Here is a 16,278-nt window from a genome sequence, read left to right on the forward strand (position 1 = left end):
AATCGTCCGTACGCAGTCTTCGCCCTACCGCATCCGCAGTACCCAAACCTCGACGAACCGGACGTCCGCCGCCTTGCCGTCCGCCGCCTTGCCGTTCGCCTCCCTGCCTTCAGCCGACGACGCGGGTCTTCGGGGTGTCGCCGGGCAGGCCGCCGGAGTCGTACTCGAACATCGGCACCGGCGTGGTTCCCAGGTCAACCCCGGTTTCCCCGTACGCCGTGACCCGCGCCTCCGCCTGCGGCGGCGCCGACGTCGTGGCCGCCCCCGTCGCGTCCGGCGTCAGCTCCACCGGCTGGGCCGAGCCCACCTGCAGGGTCAGCCGTCGCGTGCCGGCCGCGCCCACGACGACCACTTGGTTCGTCTTGTCGTCCTTGCCGTCCGCGCGCATCCGCCAGGCGATCGGCCGCTCGGTCACCCCCTGGGCCGGCAGCAGCAGGCGCAGGTCCTGGCGGTAGGAGTCGGCGCTGCCGTGGAACGCGTACGCGAGCACGCCGCCCCCACGCGGCTGGACGGTCAGCAGCGCGGCAGGCTGCCCGTTGACCGTGCCGGTCCAGCGGACCGTGAGCGCCGTCCCCTCGGCGGAGAGCCGGCCGTCCTGCAACGCGGAGTTGGCCCAGCGGGTGATCGTGGCCCGGTCGAACGTACGGTCGCCGAGCGCCTCGGTCACGGTGGCCGCGGAGAACTCGTCGGGCCGGTAGTCCTTGTTGCTCGACCACCCGGTCGAGGCGCCGCCCTCGAAGAGCACGTCCGCCCCGTCGGTCACGGTGACCTTGGTTTCCGGCGGCTTCGGCGCGGGCGGGAGCACCAGCTCGGCCAGCCCGGTGCCGGCCTTCTGCACCTGCGCCGGGGCGTGCTCGACGCGGCCCTCGGGGGTGTAGCGGAAGCCCTCGCTGACCGAGACCGTCGTGCCGGCCGGGGCGACCACCACGAGCGGGCCCGGCTTCTCGGCGCTGCGCTGCGAATACGTCACCACGGTGTCGCCGGCGTCGGTGCGGCCGCCCTCCGTCATCCTGCTCGCCGGGGCCCCGGCCGGGCCGTCGTACCAGATCAGCGCGTTGTCCTCGAGGAAGCCGAAACGCAGCGGGACGACCGCCAGCACGAGCCGCGTGTCGCCGACGTCGGCGGCGTACACGAACTCGATTTTGCCGCGGTCGGCGATCCGCCAGGTCTCGTCCGGATCCTCGACGTCCTGGAACTGCTGCCGCATCGCCTCGAGGAACGCCTTGTCGCCGGCCAGCGAGCCGCGGACCGGGCCGTCGGCCAGCACGGCGTTGAACCCGGCGACCTGGATGCCGGGGGCCCAGCCGGGCAGCGGGATCACGCCGGCCTGCACGCCCGCCCCGGCCGCGACCACGGCGGCCATCCCCGCCAGCGCCGTCCGCCGCCGGTTGCGGTGCTTGCGCTCACGGCGCTCGAAGCCGGGCCACGGGTTGTCGATCGCGCCGAGCGCGTCGGCCTCGGCCTCGAGCGCGTTCTTCAGCATCGTCTCGGTGTTCATGCGCGCGTCCTCTCCAGGGCGGCCGGATTGATCAGCTCACGCAGCCGGTCGAGGCCGCGGGAGGACTGGCTCTTGACGGTAGTCAATGAACGAAAAAAGCCTAGATTTCTTCAAGGCGTCGAACATCGGCGCTGACCAGGGACATCCGGTCTGGTGCGACCAGTCGCTGTGCACCGTTGACCCCGCTAGTCAGGCCGATGGCTACCGATCCGGCGTCGGCGGTGAACACCGGTCGGCCGCCGCCCCGCTGGACGTACGACCGTGTGAATGGCCGGTGCCGGACCAAATCGAGGTGTTTCTTACCCAGGCGGTGGCGCCGTGGCGGTGCTCCACGATCATGCGAATCGTTGCCGACGGCGAGGATGTGGTGTCGCTTCCGGTCGAGTCGGCCGGCCCGATCATTGCGACGCTGACTGGCCTGGTTGGCGCGGCGGAAGCGGGCGAGTGGGTGAGCTCGCGATGAAGACCCGAACAGACAGGATCCTCTTGGTGTTGACCGCGTTGTTCGTCGCGGCTCTGGCCATCGTCGCGGGTGCCATCAGTTTCTCGCACATGCGAGAACTCGCGACCCATCACGGCCAGCTTGGGTGGAAGTCGTACGCGTTCCCGATCAGCGTTGACGGGTTGGAGATCGTGGCCAGCCTCTACCTGGTGGCACAACGTCGCGCTGGCCGCCCTACTGGTTGGGTTCCGTGGCTTACGTTGATCATTGGTACCGCTGCCAGCCTCGCCGCGAATGTCGCCGTAGGTGGCGCGGACGTGGTCGGCAAGCTGCTTGCTGGGTGGCCCGCGCTGTCCATGCTGGTGTCGGTGAAGCTTTTGTTCGCCATGTTTGATCACGAGCCAGAAGGCGGTCATCGCGAGATCGTCCGGGACGATCAGCGGACGGCGGTGCCCGTCACGGACGGTCCGGAGATTGTCCCGCGGAGCGGACTAGGCGACTCGGCCCCGTCCGCGACCGACCCGGCCGAGCGGGCGGCAGCAACGCCGGCCGCCTCAACACCTCGCGACAACCGTTGCGAGGTCGATCCGGTGGACGTGAGGGCCGTGGCGCATCTGATCCCGGCGGCACGAGGGGCCCGTGCCACCCTCGCTGAAGCTGGCCAGTCGCTGTCGCGGGACCACCTCGCTGACGCCCTCCGCGACCTCGGCCACGGAGTGTCCAACGAACGTGCTTCGGTCCTACTCAAGATCCTCAAAACGGAACAGAAGGCCACGACCGGTCCTGAGGCCGTCGGGAGCCGTGGGCCGATTTAACAAGCAGCGCCCGGCGGCGAGCCGGGCGCTGGTCAGCAGTGGTGTTACCGCTGTGAACGGTTCGCGGGGCGGGTGAGCGCGGCGCGAGCGAAGCGGCGCTGTTTACCAGCTACCGCTCGGTCGAGGTGACGGCGTTCGCGAGCTACCGCTCGGGCGAGGCGCCGGTTCTCATGGTTGGCGCGGATCTTCGGGCTGGCCGCCAGTAGGGCCACGGTTAGGTTAGCGAGCGCGGCACAGAGCGAGAGTGCGGCGGCCACAAGGGCGATCAGTGCGGGGGACATCGGGCGTCTCCGGGAACTCGGTTGGCAGGACGCCGAACACCGGTTGTGGCAGGTACGCCGGGCAGAAGACTTTGCCGCACTATTTCTCGGAGAAATTTTGCCTCGTGATCGCGGCGGTCCGTCCCAGCGCGATCTCGCTGGTGCCCGCGGAATCGTCGCGCGTCGGTAGCGAAGTTGGCGCTGGCGCATCGGCTGTGCCACCTTGCCCCTAACGAACTCCGGCTGCGCAGCGTGCACGGTGGCACGCCTCAGAGCCGACGCGCTGGTCAGGGCCGACGACTTTGACCAGCTGACGCCCGGCGGGGCGGCATGCCGTCGCCTGGCCTTCGACCGTGCAGGACGGTCGGCATCTCGACGGCCGCGGGCCAGGTTGGCGTCCATGATCTCGACCGTACGCGTCCGGCTGGACCAGGTCAGCCAAGCCACATCCGGAACTGATCCCCGAGGCTGGGGTGGTTCAGCACCCTGTTGATGGTGGGCACGGCCGGCTGCTCCAGGGTGGCGTCGACGATGGTGAAGTGGGTCGGCATGACCTGGTGCTTCTTCCACCGGGCGCCGAAATCGGTGATCCTGCCGTTGAGAGTGTCGCGGTGGGGATCGCCTGCGCGGTTCACCAGGCCGTAAAAGTGCAGGTTCCGGGCGCTGCGCCAGGTGTTGTCCTTCAGCCCGAACTGGCCGCGGTGTTTCTGCAGCACGAAGACGCCGGAGGCGCTGTGGGGCCCGGGGTAGTAGGCCCGCCGCGACGACAGCGCCAGGAAGGTAGCGATCTCGGTGTTGGTCAGCGCGAACACCCACGAGCTGGTGAAGAAGTGCCGGGAGACGTACACCCCGGTCGTCGGCACGGTGTACCGGGGCCGGGTAACCGGCGTGCTGGCCTCGGACAGCAGCGTGATCCGGTCGAGGTCGCGGCGGTTGGGGCGTTTCTTGTCCGGCCCGATGCTCACCAGGTGTTCCTTGTAGAGCGTCCGCAGCGCGTCCTTGATCTGCCGACCCCGCAGGGCTGTGGCGTCCCGATAGTCGGAGGTGGTGTCGGCGAGTACCACCTTCTGCCAGCTCCGGATCGGCGCGTTGGTCTCCACGTCCTCGAAGGTCCGGTTGAGCTGAACGGGTTCGTTCGGGCCGAACCGGCACTGGGCGTCGAAGAGCATGAGCAACTGCAGGCGCAGAGTCAGCCCGCGGGCAGGGACCAGGCGGGGCAAGGTCGGGCTGTCCTCGAGGTCGGGCTGCTGCATCAGGAACGGCGGGCGGATCAGGATCCAGTCCGGGCGCCGACCGGGGGTCTTGCCGTCGCGGTTGTTGCCGTACGACCACAGGTGCTGCAGGTTACGGTCGACCTCCTCGTGCAGCGGGGTGCTGCCTTGGGGTCCGTCGCATGCGTTGAGCAGACGGTTGTTGAGGGTGACCCGGGCGGGCCGGGCCGCCCGGGGACGGCCCGGCGGCACCGGGGTCACCGCCTGCTCCGCAGCACGCTGGCAAACCGGGTGAGCTGCGTGAGGATATCGACGCAGTGGCGCCGGGTCCGTGGACGGCGGGCCGCCAGGGCTAGGACCGCCACCAAGACCACGCCGAGCGATACCACCGCGATGGGGAACGCGGCCAGCAGGACGGCGGCGATCCATCCGTGCTGGTCATTGAGGCCGAACATGTGTCATTCTCCGTTCGATTGGGTCTCCCGCCTGCCGCCCAACTTCCTACGGTCGACGGCGGGCGGGGGACCTTGCTCCGGCCCTGCCGAGCAGCAGGACCAGTGCAAGAGTGACGGCTCTCAACCAGGTTGTCCTTTTCCCGATCTTGGAGGGCCTGTGCCCGCTGACCACACCAGAATGTCAACGTTGCTGCTCCCGAAGTTCTGGTGTGGTCAACGGGTAGAGGTGAATGCGTAGACAGATTCTGGGTGATCTTGGCTTTTGCGGCTAGCGATCGAGCGGCGGATGCATCTGTTCGGCCGCCGACCGCGATCCCGACTCACCTTCGGCCGGACGATGTTCGGGTTGTGGGTAATTGCCCGTTCGGTGGACGTCGGTCCGCGGCGACATTGGTCATCGTTGCGAGTATGGGAGTTGTAGCGGGCGGTGGGCGGGTTGATGTCTTCGTCAGTTATGCCGGTCCTGACCGGCCGTGGGCGAACTGGGCGGCGCAGCAGCTGACGCGGGCGGGTATGTCGGTGGAGCTGACGGCGTGGGACTGGTCGGCCGGGGACAACTTCGTGTTGCGGATGAACGATGCGCTCGGCCGGGCAGACTGTGTGCTGGCGTTGTACTCGATGGCCTACTTCGCGCGGGATCGGTTCACCAATGACGAGTGGGCGGCGGTGTTGGCGGAGCCGCCGGACGGACAGGGTCGCCGACGGTTAGTGCCGGTGCGGGTGGAGAAGGTGACTCCCCCTCCGATCCTGCGTGCGGTGACCTACCGGGATGTGTTCGGCGTGCCCGAGCAGCGTGCCCGGCTGGTGCTGCTGGAGGCGGTCACCGGCCGGCGCCGGCCGGCCGGCGACGCCCGGTTCCCCGGCGTTGCATCGGGCGCGAGCGATGGCGGGGTCCGGGTGCCGGGTTCACTGCCGGAAGTGTGGAATGTGCGCCGCCGGAATCCGGCGTTTACCGGCCGCGGCCGCGAGCTGGCCGAGTTGCGGGAACGGCTTTGCTCGGGTGAGCGGGCGTTGGTGCAGGCGCTGCACGGTATCGGTGGGGTGGGTAAGACCGAGCTGGCGGTGGAGTACGCACACCTATTCGGCAATGAGTACAACTGCGTGTGGTGGATCGACGCCGAGCGCCCGGAGTTGGTCGGCGAGCAGTTGGTTGCGCTCGCCGTCGCGGCAGGCTGGGTCCCAATGGATGCGCTGGCTGCGGTTACGAGGGATACCGTGCTGCATCGTTTGCAGCGCGAGTCCGGATGGCTGCTGATCTACGACAACGCGGAAACCGTCGATGCGATCGCCGCGCTCATCCCGGACGGGAATGGCCATGTGGTGATCACCTCCCGTAGCCAGCAGTCCGGCGGCGTAGCAGCCTCCCCCATTAGCATCGACCTGCTAGACCAGGCAGCGTCGTCGCGCCTAGTGCGCGAGCTTGCCCCGACTCTGCCCGCCGCAGACGCGGATCGGCTCGCCGCCGCGGTCAACGGCCTGCCCCTGGCGCTGCGGCAAGCAGCCGGCTTGACAGCTGAGACTGGAATGAGTGTCGACGAATACCTAAACGAATTGGCGGCGAACCCAGCGGAGCTACTGGGGGAAGGGCCGACCGGCCGGTATCCGCAGTCGCTTGCCGCGGTCGTCACTGCGTCAATGCGGCACCTGTCCGGGCAGGACGAGGCGGCCGGGCAGCTGATGCGCCTGGTTGCTGTCCTGGCGCCGGAGCCTGTGCTGCTGTCCTGGCTGACCGGTACTCCTGACGGGACACTGCCGCAGCCCCTGGCCACCGTCGTCGCGAGCACGATCGCGCGGCGGCGCATGCTCGGCCGGATCGCGGCATACGGGCTGGCCCGCGTGGACACCGACACCCTGCAGGTCCACCGGCTCACCCAGGCCGTCATCGCCCCGACCGCCACCAGCTTGGAAACCGAGCACGCCGACCGGCTGCTGACCGTCGCCGCACCCGGTGACGAACGCGACCCGCATCTGTGGCCGGGATGGGCGGCCCTCCTACCGCACCTGCTGATAAGGGCCCCGATCACCGCCAGCCCCGCACTCCAGACGGCCGCCGCCCATGCTCTGTACTACTTGCTGCAGCGCGGCGAACATCGCACCGTGCAGATCCTGGCGACCAGCTGGCACCAGCAGTGGCAACGCACCACAGGGCCTGACGAACCAGTCGTGCTGGATGCAGCCAACCAGATCGCTAACAGCTTGAGCATGCTGGGCGAATACGAACAGAGCCGCCGCCTCAACGAAGACATACTGGCCCGGCGGCAGCGGGTCCTCGGCGACGACCACCCCGACACCGTGCGCACGGCCGGCTGCCTCGCCATCAGCCTGCACGACCTGGGCGAGTACGAACAGGCCCGCCGGCTGCACGAAGACACGCTGACCCGGATGCAGCGAGTTTTCGGCGGCGACCACCCTGACACCCTGCTCATGACCGACCATCTCGCCCAGAGCCTGCACATGCTGGGCGACTACGAGCAGGCCTGCCGCCTGCACGAGGACACGCTGACCAGGCAGCAGCAGGTCCTCGGTGACGACCACCCCGACACCCTGTTCACGGCCGGCAACCTCGCCCAGAGCCTGCACATGCTGGGTGAGTACGAGCGGGCCCGCCGCTTGTATGCGGACGCGCTGACCCGGCAGCAACGGGTCCTCGGTGACGACCACCCCGAGACTCTGCTGACGGCTGGCAACCTCGCCCAGAGCCTGCACGCGCTCGGCGACTACGAGCAGGCCCGCCGCCTGCACAAGGACACGCTGACCCGGCAGCAGCGAGTCCTCGGCGACGACCACCCCGACACCCTGCGCACTGCCGACAATCTGCAAACACTGGGCGACCACGAGTAGGGCCGCCGCCTGCACGATCCGCGGGTGAGGCTGGGGCATACGCTCCGCCTTCCGGAGACCGCCTGACGGCATTGGGAATATGCACGCCAGCCGGAACAGACAACCGACCCCATCGGCGGCAAGGCTCGTCTTGAATGGAGCAGATATGAGTCAGTCGGAGACGGCAACGTTGGCCTACTGGAGCGAACACCGCGATCAGTTTCGCCAATCTGAAACTCAACGAGCAATGCTGACAAATTACCTACTAGCCGTCGCCGCCGCGCTAAGCGCGCTGATCGTGCAACAGAAATTCGCCGCCTATACCCTCCCGCTCTCCGTGTTGATCGCGGTTATGGGGCTCTACGGCGCGCTTGCCACAGCCAAGTACCATGAACGCGCCGAATATCACCTTCAGCAAGCCAGAGCGCTCACCGAAATACTAGTTGACAGTGGCGCACTAACCGACGACGCCAAACTTAACGAAGCCAGAGACAAGCACTACAAGCGCTACCCGAAAATGCACAGATTTCGCCTGCATAAACTGTGGACGGGCCTTCATTTCGGCATCGCCGCCTACGGCCTGGCGCTCATCATCACCACCGTTACTCGATGACCATTCCAGGACAGCGTCCGCGGCTCAAATTCGACCCCAGACCGATCCATCGGCGCAGCCGTATTGCCGACAACACGTCCGCGTTCTTGATCACTCTCCCAGGCCACGGCCAGCTCGAAGCACACTGCCACTGATCCCACGCAGCCGACCGGCCGGGGTTTCGGCGTCAAGATCGGGCCGGAAAGCAACACGAGTCTCGACAATCATCGAGGCCGCCCTCCGTCTCCGTCGGAACCCGAACACGCCGCTTGCGAGCTCAGTTGACGCTCCTCGCGGCGCCCACCATGGCAGCCGCCGCGAGAGCGTTGCCTGCGGGCCAGGAGACCACTCCCTGCCGCGAAGAACTTCGCATTCTGCCGACCAGCCCGTCGAGTATCAACAGGTCAACGAGCCGCTGCCGGGACCGAACCAACAAGACGCGAAGTTGGTTCTAGATTTCGTTAATGATCCACTTCCGGTACAGGCGGCCCGGGGCCATCAAGCACTGACACCGCATAAGCCCAGCTAGGAAGGCGTTCGCGTTACGGACCCGTCGCCGAGACAGAACCGGATGGGGTTCGAGATGCCGTGACCGAGCCAGTCGGGAACGGGCTGACGTCATCCGCACTGCCTGCGGTGCGGCGGCCTGCTGTTTCGTTCACCCTTTGGTATAGAGGACGCTTCGAGGGAGGTCGCGTGGCAGGGTTGGACGGTTGGTGGGCTGACGATCCGATCGAGTCGGCGGCGGACGAAGCGCTCGGCCGCGGGCCGTTTGTTAAGCGGTTCGCTGAGATGCTGGACTTGGTCGGGGGTCAGCAGAGCAGTTCGGTCGTTGCGTTGGTCGGGCCGTGGGGAAGCGGGAAGACGAGCACCGCCAATCTTGTGATTGCCTGCCTAGATTCGGCGGCCTGGGGTGGCATAGGGCGGCTTACGCCTTGGGCGTTGAGCACACCAGACGCGATTGTCGGCGAGTTGCTCGGTGCGATCGCGGGAGCGCTACCACAGGACCGGAAGGCAACGAGGGCACTACGCCGGATCAAGGACTACGCCCGCACGTATGCCGTTCCTGCGCTCTCGCTCGTGCCCACTGTGGGGTCGGTCGTGGAAAAGATTGGCGAGCAGGTACTTGCTGCTGACGACACCACACTCCTGGCCCGATTCGAGCAAGTTCGCGAGGCCCTCGCCGACCTTGCCCGGCCAGTCCTTGTCTTCGTGGACGACGTTGATCGACTTCAGCCGGAGGAACTACTGACCCTGTTCCGGGCGATCCGCGTGGTCGGCCGGCTGCCGTACGTGCACTACTTCATCGCCTACGATCAGCGGACAGTGATTGACCTTCTCAAGGCGACGCCTGTCGCGTCCGACCGGGAAGACCGCGCGCTTGCCTTCCTGGAGAAGGTGGTGACGCTGCCCATCGACCAGCCCGCCCTGCGCGAGGTTCAGTCGGCCGATCTCTTCAACGCTGGCCTGACTGCTCTCTTGCACGACCTCGGCATCTCGTTGGCCGAGGAGCAGCGGCGACGATTGAACGTCGATTGGGAGGGGCTACTCGCCGCAGACTTGGCCGAACCGCGCGGCATTCGGCGTTTGCTTGCTCAACTGCGTGTTCATCTGCCGCTGGCTGGTGTGCATGACGTCGATGTGGCTGACTTCGTCGCAATGACTCACCTCCGGCTGGCGTACCCGCGACTCTTCCAAGCGTTGCGCACAGACCGTGTCCCGCTGGCTTCGGGAGGCCCGCGCGCCGAGGCGCGACTCAAGCAATGGCAGAAAGTTACGGCTTTGACTGACTTAGCCGTTGCCGAGAATCGTAGCGAGGCGGTGTGGGCCACGCTGCGACGGCTCTTTCCTGTACTTGCCGACGGTCAGGACGTGAGCCCACGGCATCGGGGCGTCGACAACCCGGACTACGCGACTCGCTACTTCGCCTTCGTGCCAGAGGACGCCGAACCTAGTGACGCCGAGCTGATCGAGTGGTTCAAACCGCCTGTGATCGAAAAGGTACTGCGGCCTGACAGGAGTGACCGGCAGGCTGTCAGCAGGAGCGCCGGAATGATACGCCGGCTCGCGAATGTAGCGGCGCAGTTGGGCGCTTCTCAGGCCGCAAATCTGCTGGACCGGATCTTGCCCTACCTCCCTCTGCCCGCTGACTCGCACCAGCTCTTCGGCGGGCCGGACGCTGCCATGAATCGTTTGCTCACCACGCTGCTGAAGAAAATCCCGTCTGCCGACTTCAACTCAGCTGTCCAGGGGGCAGCCACCGCTGGCATCGATGTCCTGGCCACTCTGGTTGAAGCAGTGGAATCTGGCAGCCGATTCGCCAACGAGGCAGGCAACCGGGCCTGGGCGGCGTTCATCAACAACGTGCAAGAAGGAGACCGGGCGCCACTCGGACCTACATCAATCTTGTTCGCCCAAGCCGACCGGCTACTCGGCAGTACAGAAGTCAACCGGCGTCTGGCCCGCACCGTCGACGACAAGACCGACCTCGGCGCGCTGGCGTCCCGACTAGTCGAACGGGGGTACGGTACCGACGGGGCACCGGAGATCGTTGGCTTCGACGCAGAGGCACTGATCGAGCGGCTGGGGCCAAGAAGGTTCTCGCAACACGTACCCCAGCCTCAGCCACTGCCAACGTCCACCGGAGCTAACGACTGGGAGAGTTACCGATTCCATGCGGTCGTAGAACTTAATGAGGCGCTGCCTCACGCCGTGGTTCAGGTGCCACGTCAGATGGCGAGCCACCGGGTTGAGGTCTTGAGCGCTCCGAATGGCGAGGTTCCGGACTTCAAGATCTCGGCAACCGTACTGGTACCTGCCGGGGAGGAATTTCCGACGGGCATCGCAATTGCACCGGGCCCAACCGACCGCGACCGCGAGGACCTCATTCAGCAGCAGTTGGCTGAGTGTGCTTTGACTCGCTGGCTGCGCCGCGAGCCAGAATTGAGATGGCCGTTCCGCTTCGACGCATGGCAGTTAACCGACGTTGGAGATGGGATGCGCCACACTCGGCTCGGCACCCGCCTGCATGACACGAGCGGCGCGGGCGGAGGCTGGAGGCAGCAGACGCCTGTGTTGGCCGGCGTCAACGTACGAACCGGCACAACGGGCGAGGAGGGTTACTTGGTAGCCGACTTCGCGGTGGGTTTATGGCTGACAGAACTAGACGGCAGCCGCCGCCCTGCTGGCCGACGGCACGATGCACGTCCTCTGCCCGCCGCATTGGACCCGGGTGAGCTGCATGAATTGCTAGACGCCATGACGCTCACCGCGCTCGACGTGTCGACCGCCCTGTATCAGGGCCTGCTGCGCCGAAGAAGGCCAGACCCGGACATGATCGTCCATGTGGTGGCGGAGGCCAACAACGGCTTGGACAGCGTCGTCGACTTCACCGGCCTGAACCGCCCTGGCGCTGGCACCGGCTCCGGGCAGCACGCCGACGATCTCATCTTCCGGCCAAGCCGCGAAGACTCCGCGCCGATCGCCCGGGATTGGACGAACAAGTTCCTCCGTGACTGGCTGGTGCGAGCTGGCTACCGCGACTATGACGTCAACCTCATGAAGGCTTCACCGTCCAAGGCCTGAAGGCCACGCAGGCACGGTTCTGGTCAACCGCAACTTTTCCACGGACCGGCCGAACCGGCGCTGGGTCGCTGACTCCACCCGCAACCCTGCGGTGAGGGGTGTTCTGGCTGGCCGCGGTACACGACGTGTTCTCCCGCCGGATCATCGGCTGGAAAACCTCGAACCGGTGCGACACTGACTTGGTCCCGGCCGCCTCGAGTACGGCACCTGGTCCGCGATGTCCGCGACGGCGACTTGATCCACCAGTCGACTGCAGGAGGCTCTCCGCCTTTTGAAGAGTCTGGCGATGTTGGCTTTACCGCCGACATTAATCGCGAGTTCCCTCCGACGAGCGGCGGGAAATCTGACTGAAAGGAGATTGTGGGACACCTCATGCAGCGAATTCCCTCCTTCGCCGTCCACGGATGTCCACAGTCGCCATCGGTGCATGTCCCCCAGGTAGTCACCTGAGGTCGTCGACGTCGTCGCTACTCTCCTCGCGCATCGGCAGGCCGGAATTGTTGGCGAGTGACTCATGAATGGCTTTTCGGGTTGCTATTCTAAATAGCTCGTCTCTGTCATTTCGGAGTTCCGCAGATATGATCTCTGTAGAGTCGGGGTATTTGCGAATGTATTCGACATGCACGCTGAAATAGCTTTCCGATTGAAATATAGCGTAGACGTTATCTCTCCGAATTCGACTCAGCGGCATTCCATCAGTCCGAATCTTGGCTCCACACTCGGGCTTATCGAAGTTTGCGGGGTAAAACCATACGAACGACTCGCATGATTCCGCCACCCCGTCCTGCTTCTTCAGTATTTCGACCCAGTCATCAACCTGCTTGCGTGCAATAACTTGAAATAGAGCGTAATCCCCTGCCATTAAAAAGTGAGATCCGTCCAAGGTTCGAGGCAAGTTGGGTACTTCATCGCCGGTGAACGGATGCTTACCGGCATAAAACTGTAAGCCGTCAGCAATGACTCTGACCGGTTCATTTCCGAAGTTGTACAGAAAGCCATGAGAAACGAAGAATGCATCCCAAGCCCACTGTGGCCAATGCTCTAGGCGAACCTTCTTGAGATTCGGCAGACTTTCCGTCGGCAGCGGGATGCGATAGCTATTCTCCGCCAGTCCAGCATGGTCGACTTGACTATGCATCACCACAGCAACTCGGGGCATTGCTGCGTCAATACGCGCACGCGCCGTTTCAAGAGCTGAAATTTCAGTCGAATGACTCGCGATTCCGGCTTCTGTGCTTGCGGAATTGGCCTCGTCCCTTGCTGCGACTGCCTGCTGCTCTGCCGACTCTGCCTGTCGTGCGGCATGGCCAGCCTGCAACTCCGCTGCAAACGCGCTTCGCTCACTTGCGCGCATGCTTCGTCGCGAAATCACCGCAGCCCAAACAGATATTAAGATCGCAACGAATGCGAACGTTAGCGGCGCTGTCTCGCCGTCGAAAAGGTCGCGAAGTATTTTGACGAAGTCGAAGAACTGTGGGGGAAGATCTAGCGCGGTGCTCGACGAGGGATTCACCACATAAGCTTAATGTGGTCGTTCCACTACTTAGCATCTTGATCTTTAGCTTCACGGCGTGGTTCGTGTCATCTCGTCGCACTCGACGCGCCACCCGTGGGAGCGGGCCGCCGCTGGCACCCGCCTCGTAGTGGCGCGGCGCCTCAAATGTCGTCAATGTTCAGGCGGCACGAAGATTCCGGATCAAGTCCGACATGGCGTCGGCGAGGTCTGTCCAGGGGAACAGGTCCGCGGCGGGGGCACCCATGTTCGGGGTTGGTAGGGGCCAGCGGGCTGGGTCGAACATCAGGTTGACGCCCCAAGACCGCAGAGCTTCGACGCTGTGTTGAAATGCTGGGTGTCGAGCGAGTGCGACGTTCGGGGTGGGTACGGCGACGATCGGCAGACCAAGCCCGATTGCCTCGTTGAGCATTCCCAGGGCAAGGGTGTCGCTCGCACCGGAAGCCATCTTGTTGATGGTGTTGAAAGTGGCCGGCGCGATAACGAACGCGTCTGGCAGAGGCAGTGCGTCGGGCTCGTCTGGCTGCTTGTAGTCGTAGCGGACCTTATGTCCGGTGAGGGCCGAGAGCGTGTCCAGATCCATGAACTTGAGGGCGGATGGGGTTGCGATCACGCATACGTGCCATCCGGTGGCTTTCATCTGCGTGACGAAAGCGGGGAGGTCGCTGGCGGGGCGTCCGCCGCAGGCGACGACGTAGAGCACCGGCTGATCAGCGTGCGGCATGTTGCTCCATCATCTCGGGGTAGTTCAGGCTCATACGCTGACGTATCGTCGTGCCATGGTTGGGGACCGGCAGCCAGCGAGCACGAGCTTGGATCACATCGGTGTCCGAGTTCGCCGTTGGCGGCTAAAGCGTAACCTCAGCCAGCGTGTGCTGGCTGACCTGGCTGGGCTGACGCAGGGGTACATCGCACAGATCGAGAGCGGACTGTCGCCGCTCGATAAGCGCAGCACGCAGCTTGTTCTCGCCAGGGCTCTGCAGGTGTCGCTAGCCGATCTGACCGGCCAGCCGTACGATCCCACGACCCTGGAGCACTCGGCAGCAACCCGTCATTTCCCGGCGCTTCGCGCAGCGATGGCCGAGTTGTCGTTCGGTGTTACAGAGCCTGCAGAGGACCCGCCCGCCGATCTTGACGCGGCCATGGCAGAGGTGACTCAGCTGCACAACGCGTGCCGGTATGACGACCTCATGGCGCGATTGCCGGGGCTGATCTTGACGCTGGGAACTGACCGCGAGAACCCGGTGATGGCCCGTCGGCTCGTGTGGGTCATGTATGCGGCGACTTTCGCGGCCAAGTACCTGGGCCACGCTGACTTGGCGATGCTCGCCGCGCAGGAGTGCCGCGCGACGGCCTTGGCGGTGTCAGATGAACCGGAATGGCTCGGCATGGCGGAGTTCGCCATCGTCCACACCGTGCCGTCGGAGGCTCGTTCGCTCCCCTTGCGGCGGGCAGCCCAGGCGATCGACCGCCTGGACTTCGCCGCGGGCCACCGTCGCGCTGGGCAGGTCTACGGGATGCTCCACCTCAGTTCGGCAATGCTGTCCGCCGTAGACGGCAACGGCGAACGCAGTCGTGACCATCTCCAACAGGCAGCAACAACGGCTGCCCGTCTGGGAGAAGGCAACTTCGGTCAGCTGTGGTTCGGGCCGACCAACGTCGGCATCTGGCGGTACGGCGTTCTCGCTGAACTCAACGAAGGTGGCGCGGCAGTCTCCTTGCCGCCCATGGACGTCTCGCTGATCGGCTCCTCCAACCGGCAGGCGACGATGTACGCCGACCTCGGCCGCTGCTTAGCTCAAACGCGGAAGCATGACCTGGAAGCGCAGACTGCGCTCCTGAGGGCCGAGGAGATTGCGCCCCAGCGAATCCGGCTGTCGCCGCTGGTCCGGGAGACAGTCGGGTCGATGCTTCGACGTGCACGTCGTTCGGCCGGCGGCCGAGAGCTCCAAGCACTGGCCGCGCGCATCGATTCGGCGTGATTAGAGCGGCTAATACTTTCGGCGTTGCGAGACCCTAGCGTCACACCCGTTGGCGGGAATTGATACTTCCCACTGCGATGACGGGAGGGCTCATGCAGGACTGCGGGCGTCGATCCACACCAACGGCGAGCGGGCGGTATGACCGGTTGCGAACTGGTGCTGCCGCGAGTGCGCCGGCTGGCCTCGCCATGCTCCCCGACCATCTCGGTTGAGTAGTTCCTCATGGTTGGTCAAGGGGTTTCGGTCGCTCTGCGCGACGCGATTTCCTGCCGTCAGTTCGGTCCTGATTCGAGTTGAGGTGATAGGTGCATGGATCCCCAGACCGCGTATCGCCATGATCGGCAATTGGCTGGCAATGGTGATTTTCCGATGGTGCAAGAACGTTTCAATGACCGAAGCGCGGTTCGCGGACGGCGACGAGATTTGACGCTGTCACGCGGGGATTCGAGCGGTGGCGGTCGTCATTGGCAGTTGCTGGGTGATGACCTGTTCCGGATGGTGCACCGCAGCAGCGACGGTGCCTGCCTGCTGGACGAGCGCATGGCCGGTTTCGCGATGGCGGCCGCGCTGCTCGGCGAGCTGACTGTGGCCGGGCGTCTGACGGTGAACGCCGGCTTGGTACACGTCTTGGACCAGCGCGCGCCTGCCGATGTTGTGGCGCACAGCGTGCTGGATCAGGTTGTTAGGGAGCGGGCTGAACACCCTGTCCGTACTTGGCTGGTCTATCTGGGTGACAGTGCCTACGTAGAGGTGGCCGGTCGGATGGCCCGTGCCGGCCACGTCGAGAAGCAACTGTCGCGGCGCTGGTGGAACCGGAAGATGCGGTATGTGCCGACGGACATGAACGCGGCTGGATGGCCGTGGGCACGGCTGACCGATGCGTTGCGGCGTAGCGAGCCGCTGCAGATGTTCGATCTGTTGCTCGGTGGGCTGGCTGTCGCCACGGACCTGCATTGCAGCGCGCTGGTCGGTGACGCCGGCCCCTTCGCCTCCGCGATCAGCTCGCAGTTGAAGGCTGCACCGGCCCCGGTCCGTGAGTTGGTCGCTCTGACCCGGGCGGCCGCGGGCGACGCCGTGATCACCCGAACCTGACACACCCACTCTT

Annotated in this window: 12 protein-coding genes; 7 read left to right on the forward strand and 5 right to left on the reverse strand. The window is 65.4% G+C overall.

All coding sequences use genetic code 11. From position 1 onward, the window contains the following. Window positions 1–109: 109 nt before the first annotated feature. Window positions 110–1,498 (reverse strand): hypothetical protein, encoded by a 1,389-nt coding sequence (locus JKJ07_RS44360; protein WP_202998102.1) that lies wholly within the window; start codon window positions 1,496–1,498, stop codon window positions 110–112. 85 nt (window positions 1,499–1,583) lie between these two features. On the opposite strand from JKJ07_RS44360, the gene JKJ07_RS44365 reads away from it, so the two are divergent. Both JKJ07_RS44365 and JKJ07_RS44370 read left to right on the forward strand, forming a co-directional pair. Beyond that, a complete protein-coding gene (locus JKJ07_RS44365; RefSeq protein WP_202998162.1) occupies window positions 1,584–1,961 on the forward strand; it encodes a hypothetical protein in 378 nt (125 codons plus the stop codon). Continuing rightward, window positions 1,943–2,755, forward strand: coding sequence for a DUF2637 domain-containing protein (locus JKJ07_RS44370; RefSeq protein ID WP_307834754.1), 813 nt, complete (start codon window positions 1,943–1,945; stop codon window positions 2,753–2,755). Before JKJ07_RS44365 ends, JKJ07_RS44370 begins: the two co-directional genes overlap by 19 nt. A gap of 694 nt (window positions 2,756–3,449) precedes the next feature. Here JKJ07_RS44370 and JKJ07_RS44375 read toward each other — a convergent pair. Both JKJ07_RS44375 and JKJ07_RS44380 read right to left on the reverse strand, forming a co-directional pair. Next, a complete protein-coding gene (locus JKJ07_RS44375; protein WP_202998103.1) occupies window positions 3,450–4,487 on the reverse strand; it encodes a hypothetical protein in 1,038 nt (345 codons plus the stop codon). Beyond that, a complete protein-coding gene (locus JKJ07_RS44380; RefSeq protein ID WP_202998104.1) occupies window positions 4,484–4,681 on the reverse strand; it encodes a hypothetical protein in 198 nt (65 codons plus the stop codon). Before JKJ07_RS44380 ends, JKJ07_RS44375 begins: the two co-directional genes overlap by 4 nt. 408 nt (window positions 4,682–5,089) lie before the next feature. On the opposite strand from JKJ07_RS44380, the gene fxsT reads away from it, so the two are divergent. The 3 genes from fxsT to JKJ07_RS44395 all read left to right on the forward strand — a co-directional run bounded on the left by fxsT (window position 5,090) and on the right by JKJ07_RS44395 (window position 11,678). Beyond that, window positions 5,090–7,522, forward strand: coding sequence for an FxSxx-COOH system tetratricopeptide repeat protein (gene fxsT / locus JKJ07_RS44385; RefSeq protein WP_202998105.1), 2,433 nt, complete (start codon window positions 5,090–5,092; stop codon window positions 7,520–7,522). A gap of 145 nt (window positions 7,523–7,667) precedes the next feature. Further along, entirely contained in the window at window positions 7,668–8,114 is a 447-nt protein-coding gene (locus tag JKJ07_RS44390; RefSeq protein ID WP_202998106.1) for a hypothetical protein, read from the forward strand. Window positions 8,115–8,789: 675 nt separating this feature from the next. Then, complete coding sequence (locus tag JKJ07_RS44395; protein WP_202998107.1) at window positions 8,790–11,678, forward strand: P-loop NTPase fold protein; 2,889 nt, start codon at window positions 8,790–8,792, stop codon at window positions 11,676–11,678. Window positions 11,679–12,120: 442 nt separating this feature from the next. On the opposite strand, the gene JKJ07_RS44400 is transcribed toward JKJ07_RS44395, so the two are convergent. Next, window positions 12,121–13,191 (reverse strand): hypothetical protein, encoded by a 1,071-nt coding sequence (locus tag JKJ07_RS44400; RefSeq protein ID WP_202998108.1) that lies wholly within the window; start codon window positions 13,189–13,191, stop codon window positions 12,121–12,123. 160 nt (window positions 13,192–13,351) lie between these two features. After that, complete coding sequence (locus JKJ07_RS44405) at window positions 13,352–13,915, reverse strand: flavoprotein (protein WP_202998109.1); 564 nt, start codon at window positions 13,913–13,915, stop codon at window positions 13,352–13,354. 55 nt (window positions 13,916–13,970) lie between these two features. Here JKJ07_RS44405 and JKJ07_RS44410 point away from each other — a divergent pair, with 55 nt between their 5' ends. After that, window positions 13,971–15,173, forward strand: coding sequence for a helix-turn-helix domain-containing protein (locus JKJ07_RS44410; RefSeq protein WP_268919434.1), 1,203 nt, complete (start codon window positions 13,971–13,973; stop codon window positions 15,171–15,173). 309 nt (window positions 15,174–15,482) lie between these two features. Further along, window positions 15,483–16,265: a GOLPH3/VPS74 family protein gene (locus JKJ07_RS44415; protein ID WP_202998111.1), complete on the forward strand. Its 783-nt coding sequence runs from the start codon at window positions 15,483–15,485 to the stop codon at window positions 16,263–16,265. The last annotated feature ends 13 nt before the right edge of the window (window positions 16,266–16,278 follow it).

Source organism: Paractinoplanes lichenicola, assembly GCF_016785085.1.
Classification (GTDB): domain Bacteria; phylum Actinomycetota; class Actinomycetes; order Mycobacteriales; family Micromonosporaceae; genus Actinoplanes; species Actinoplanes lichenicola.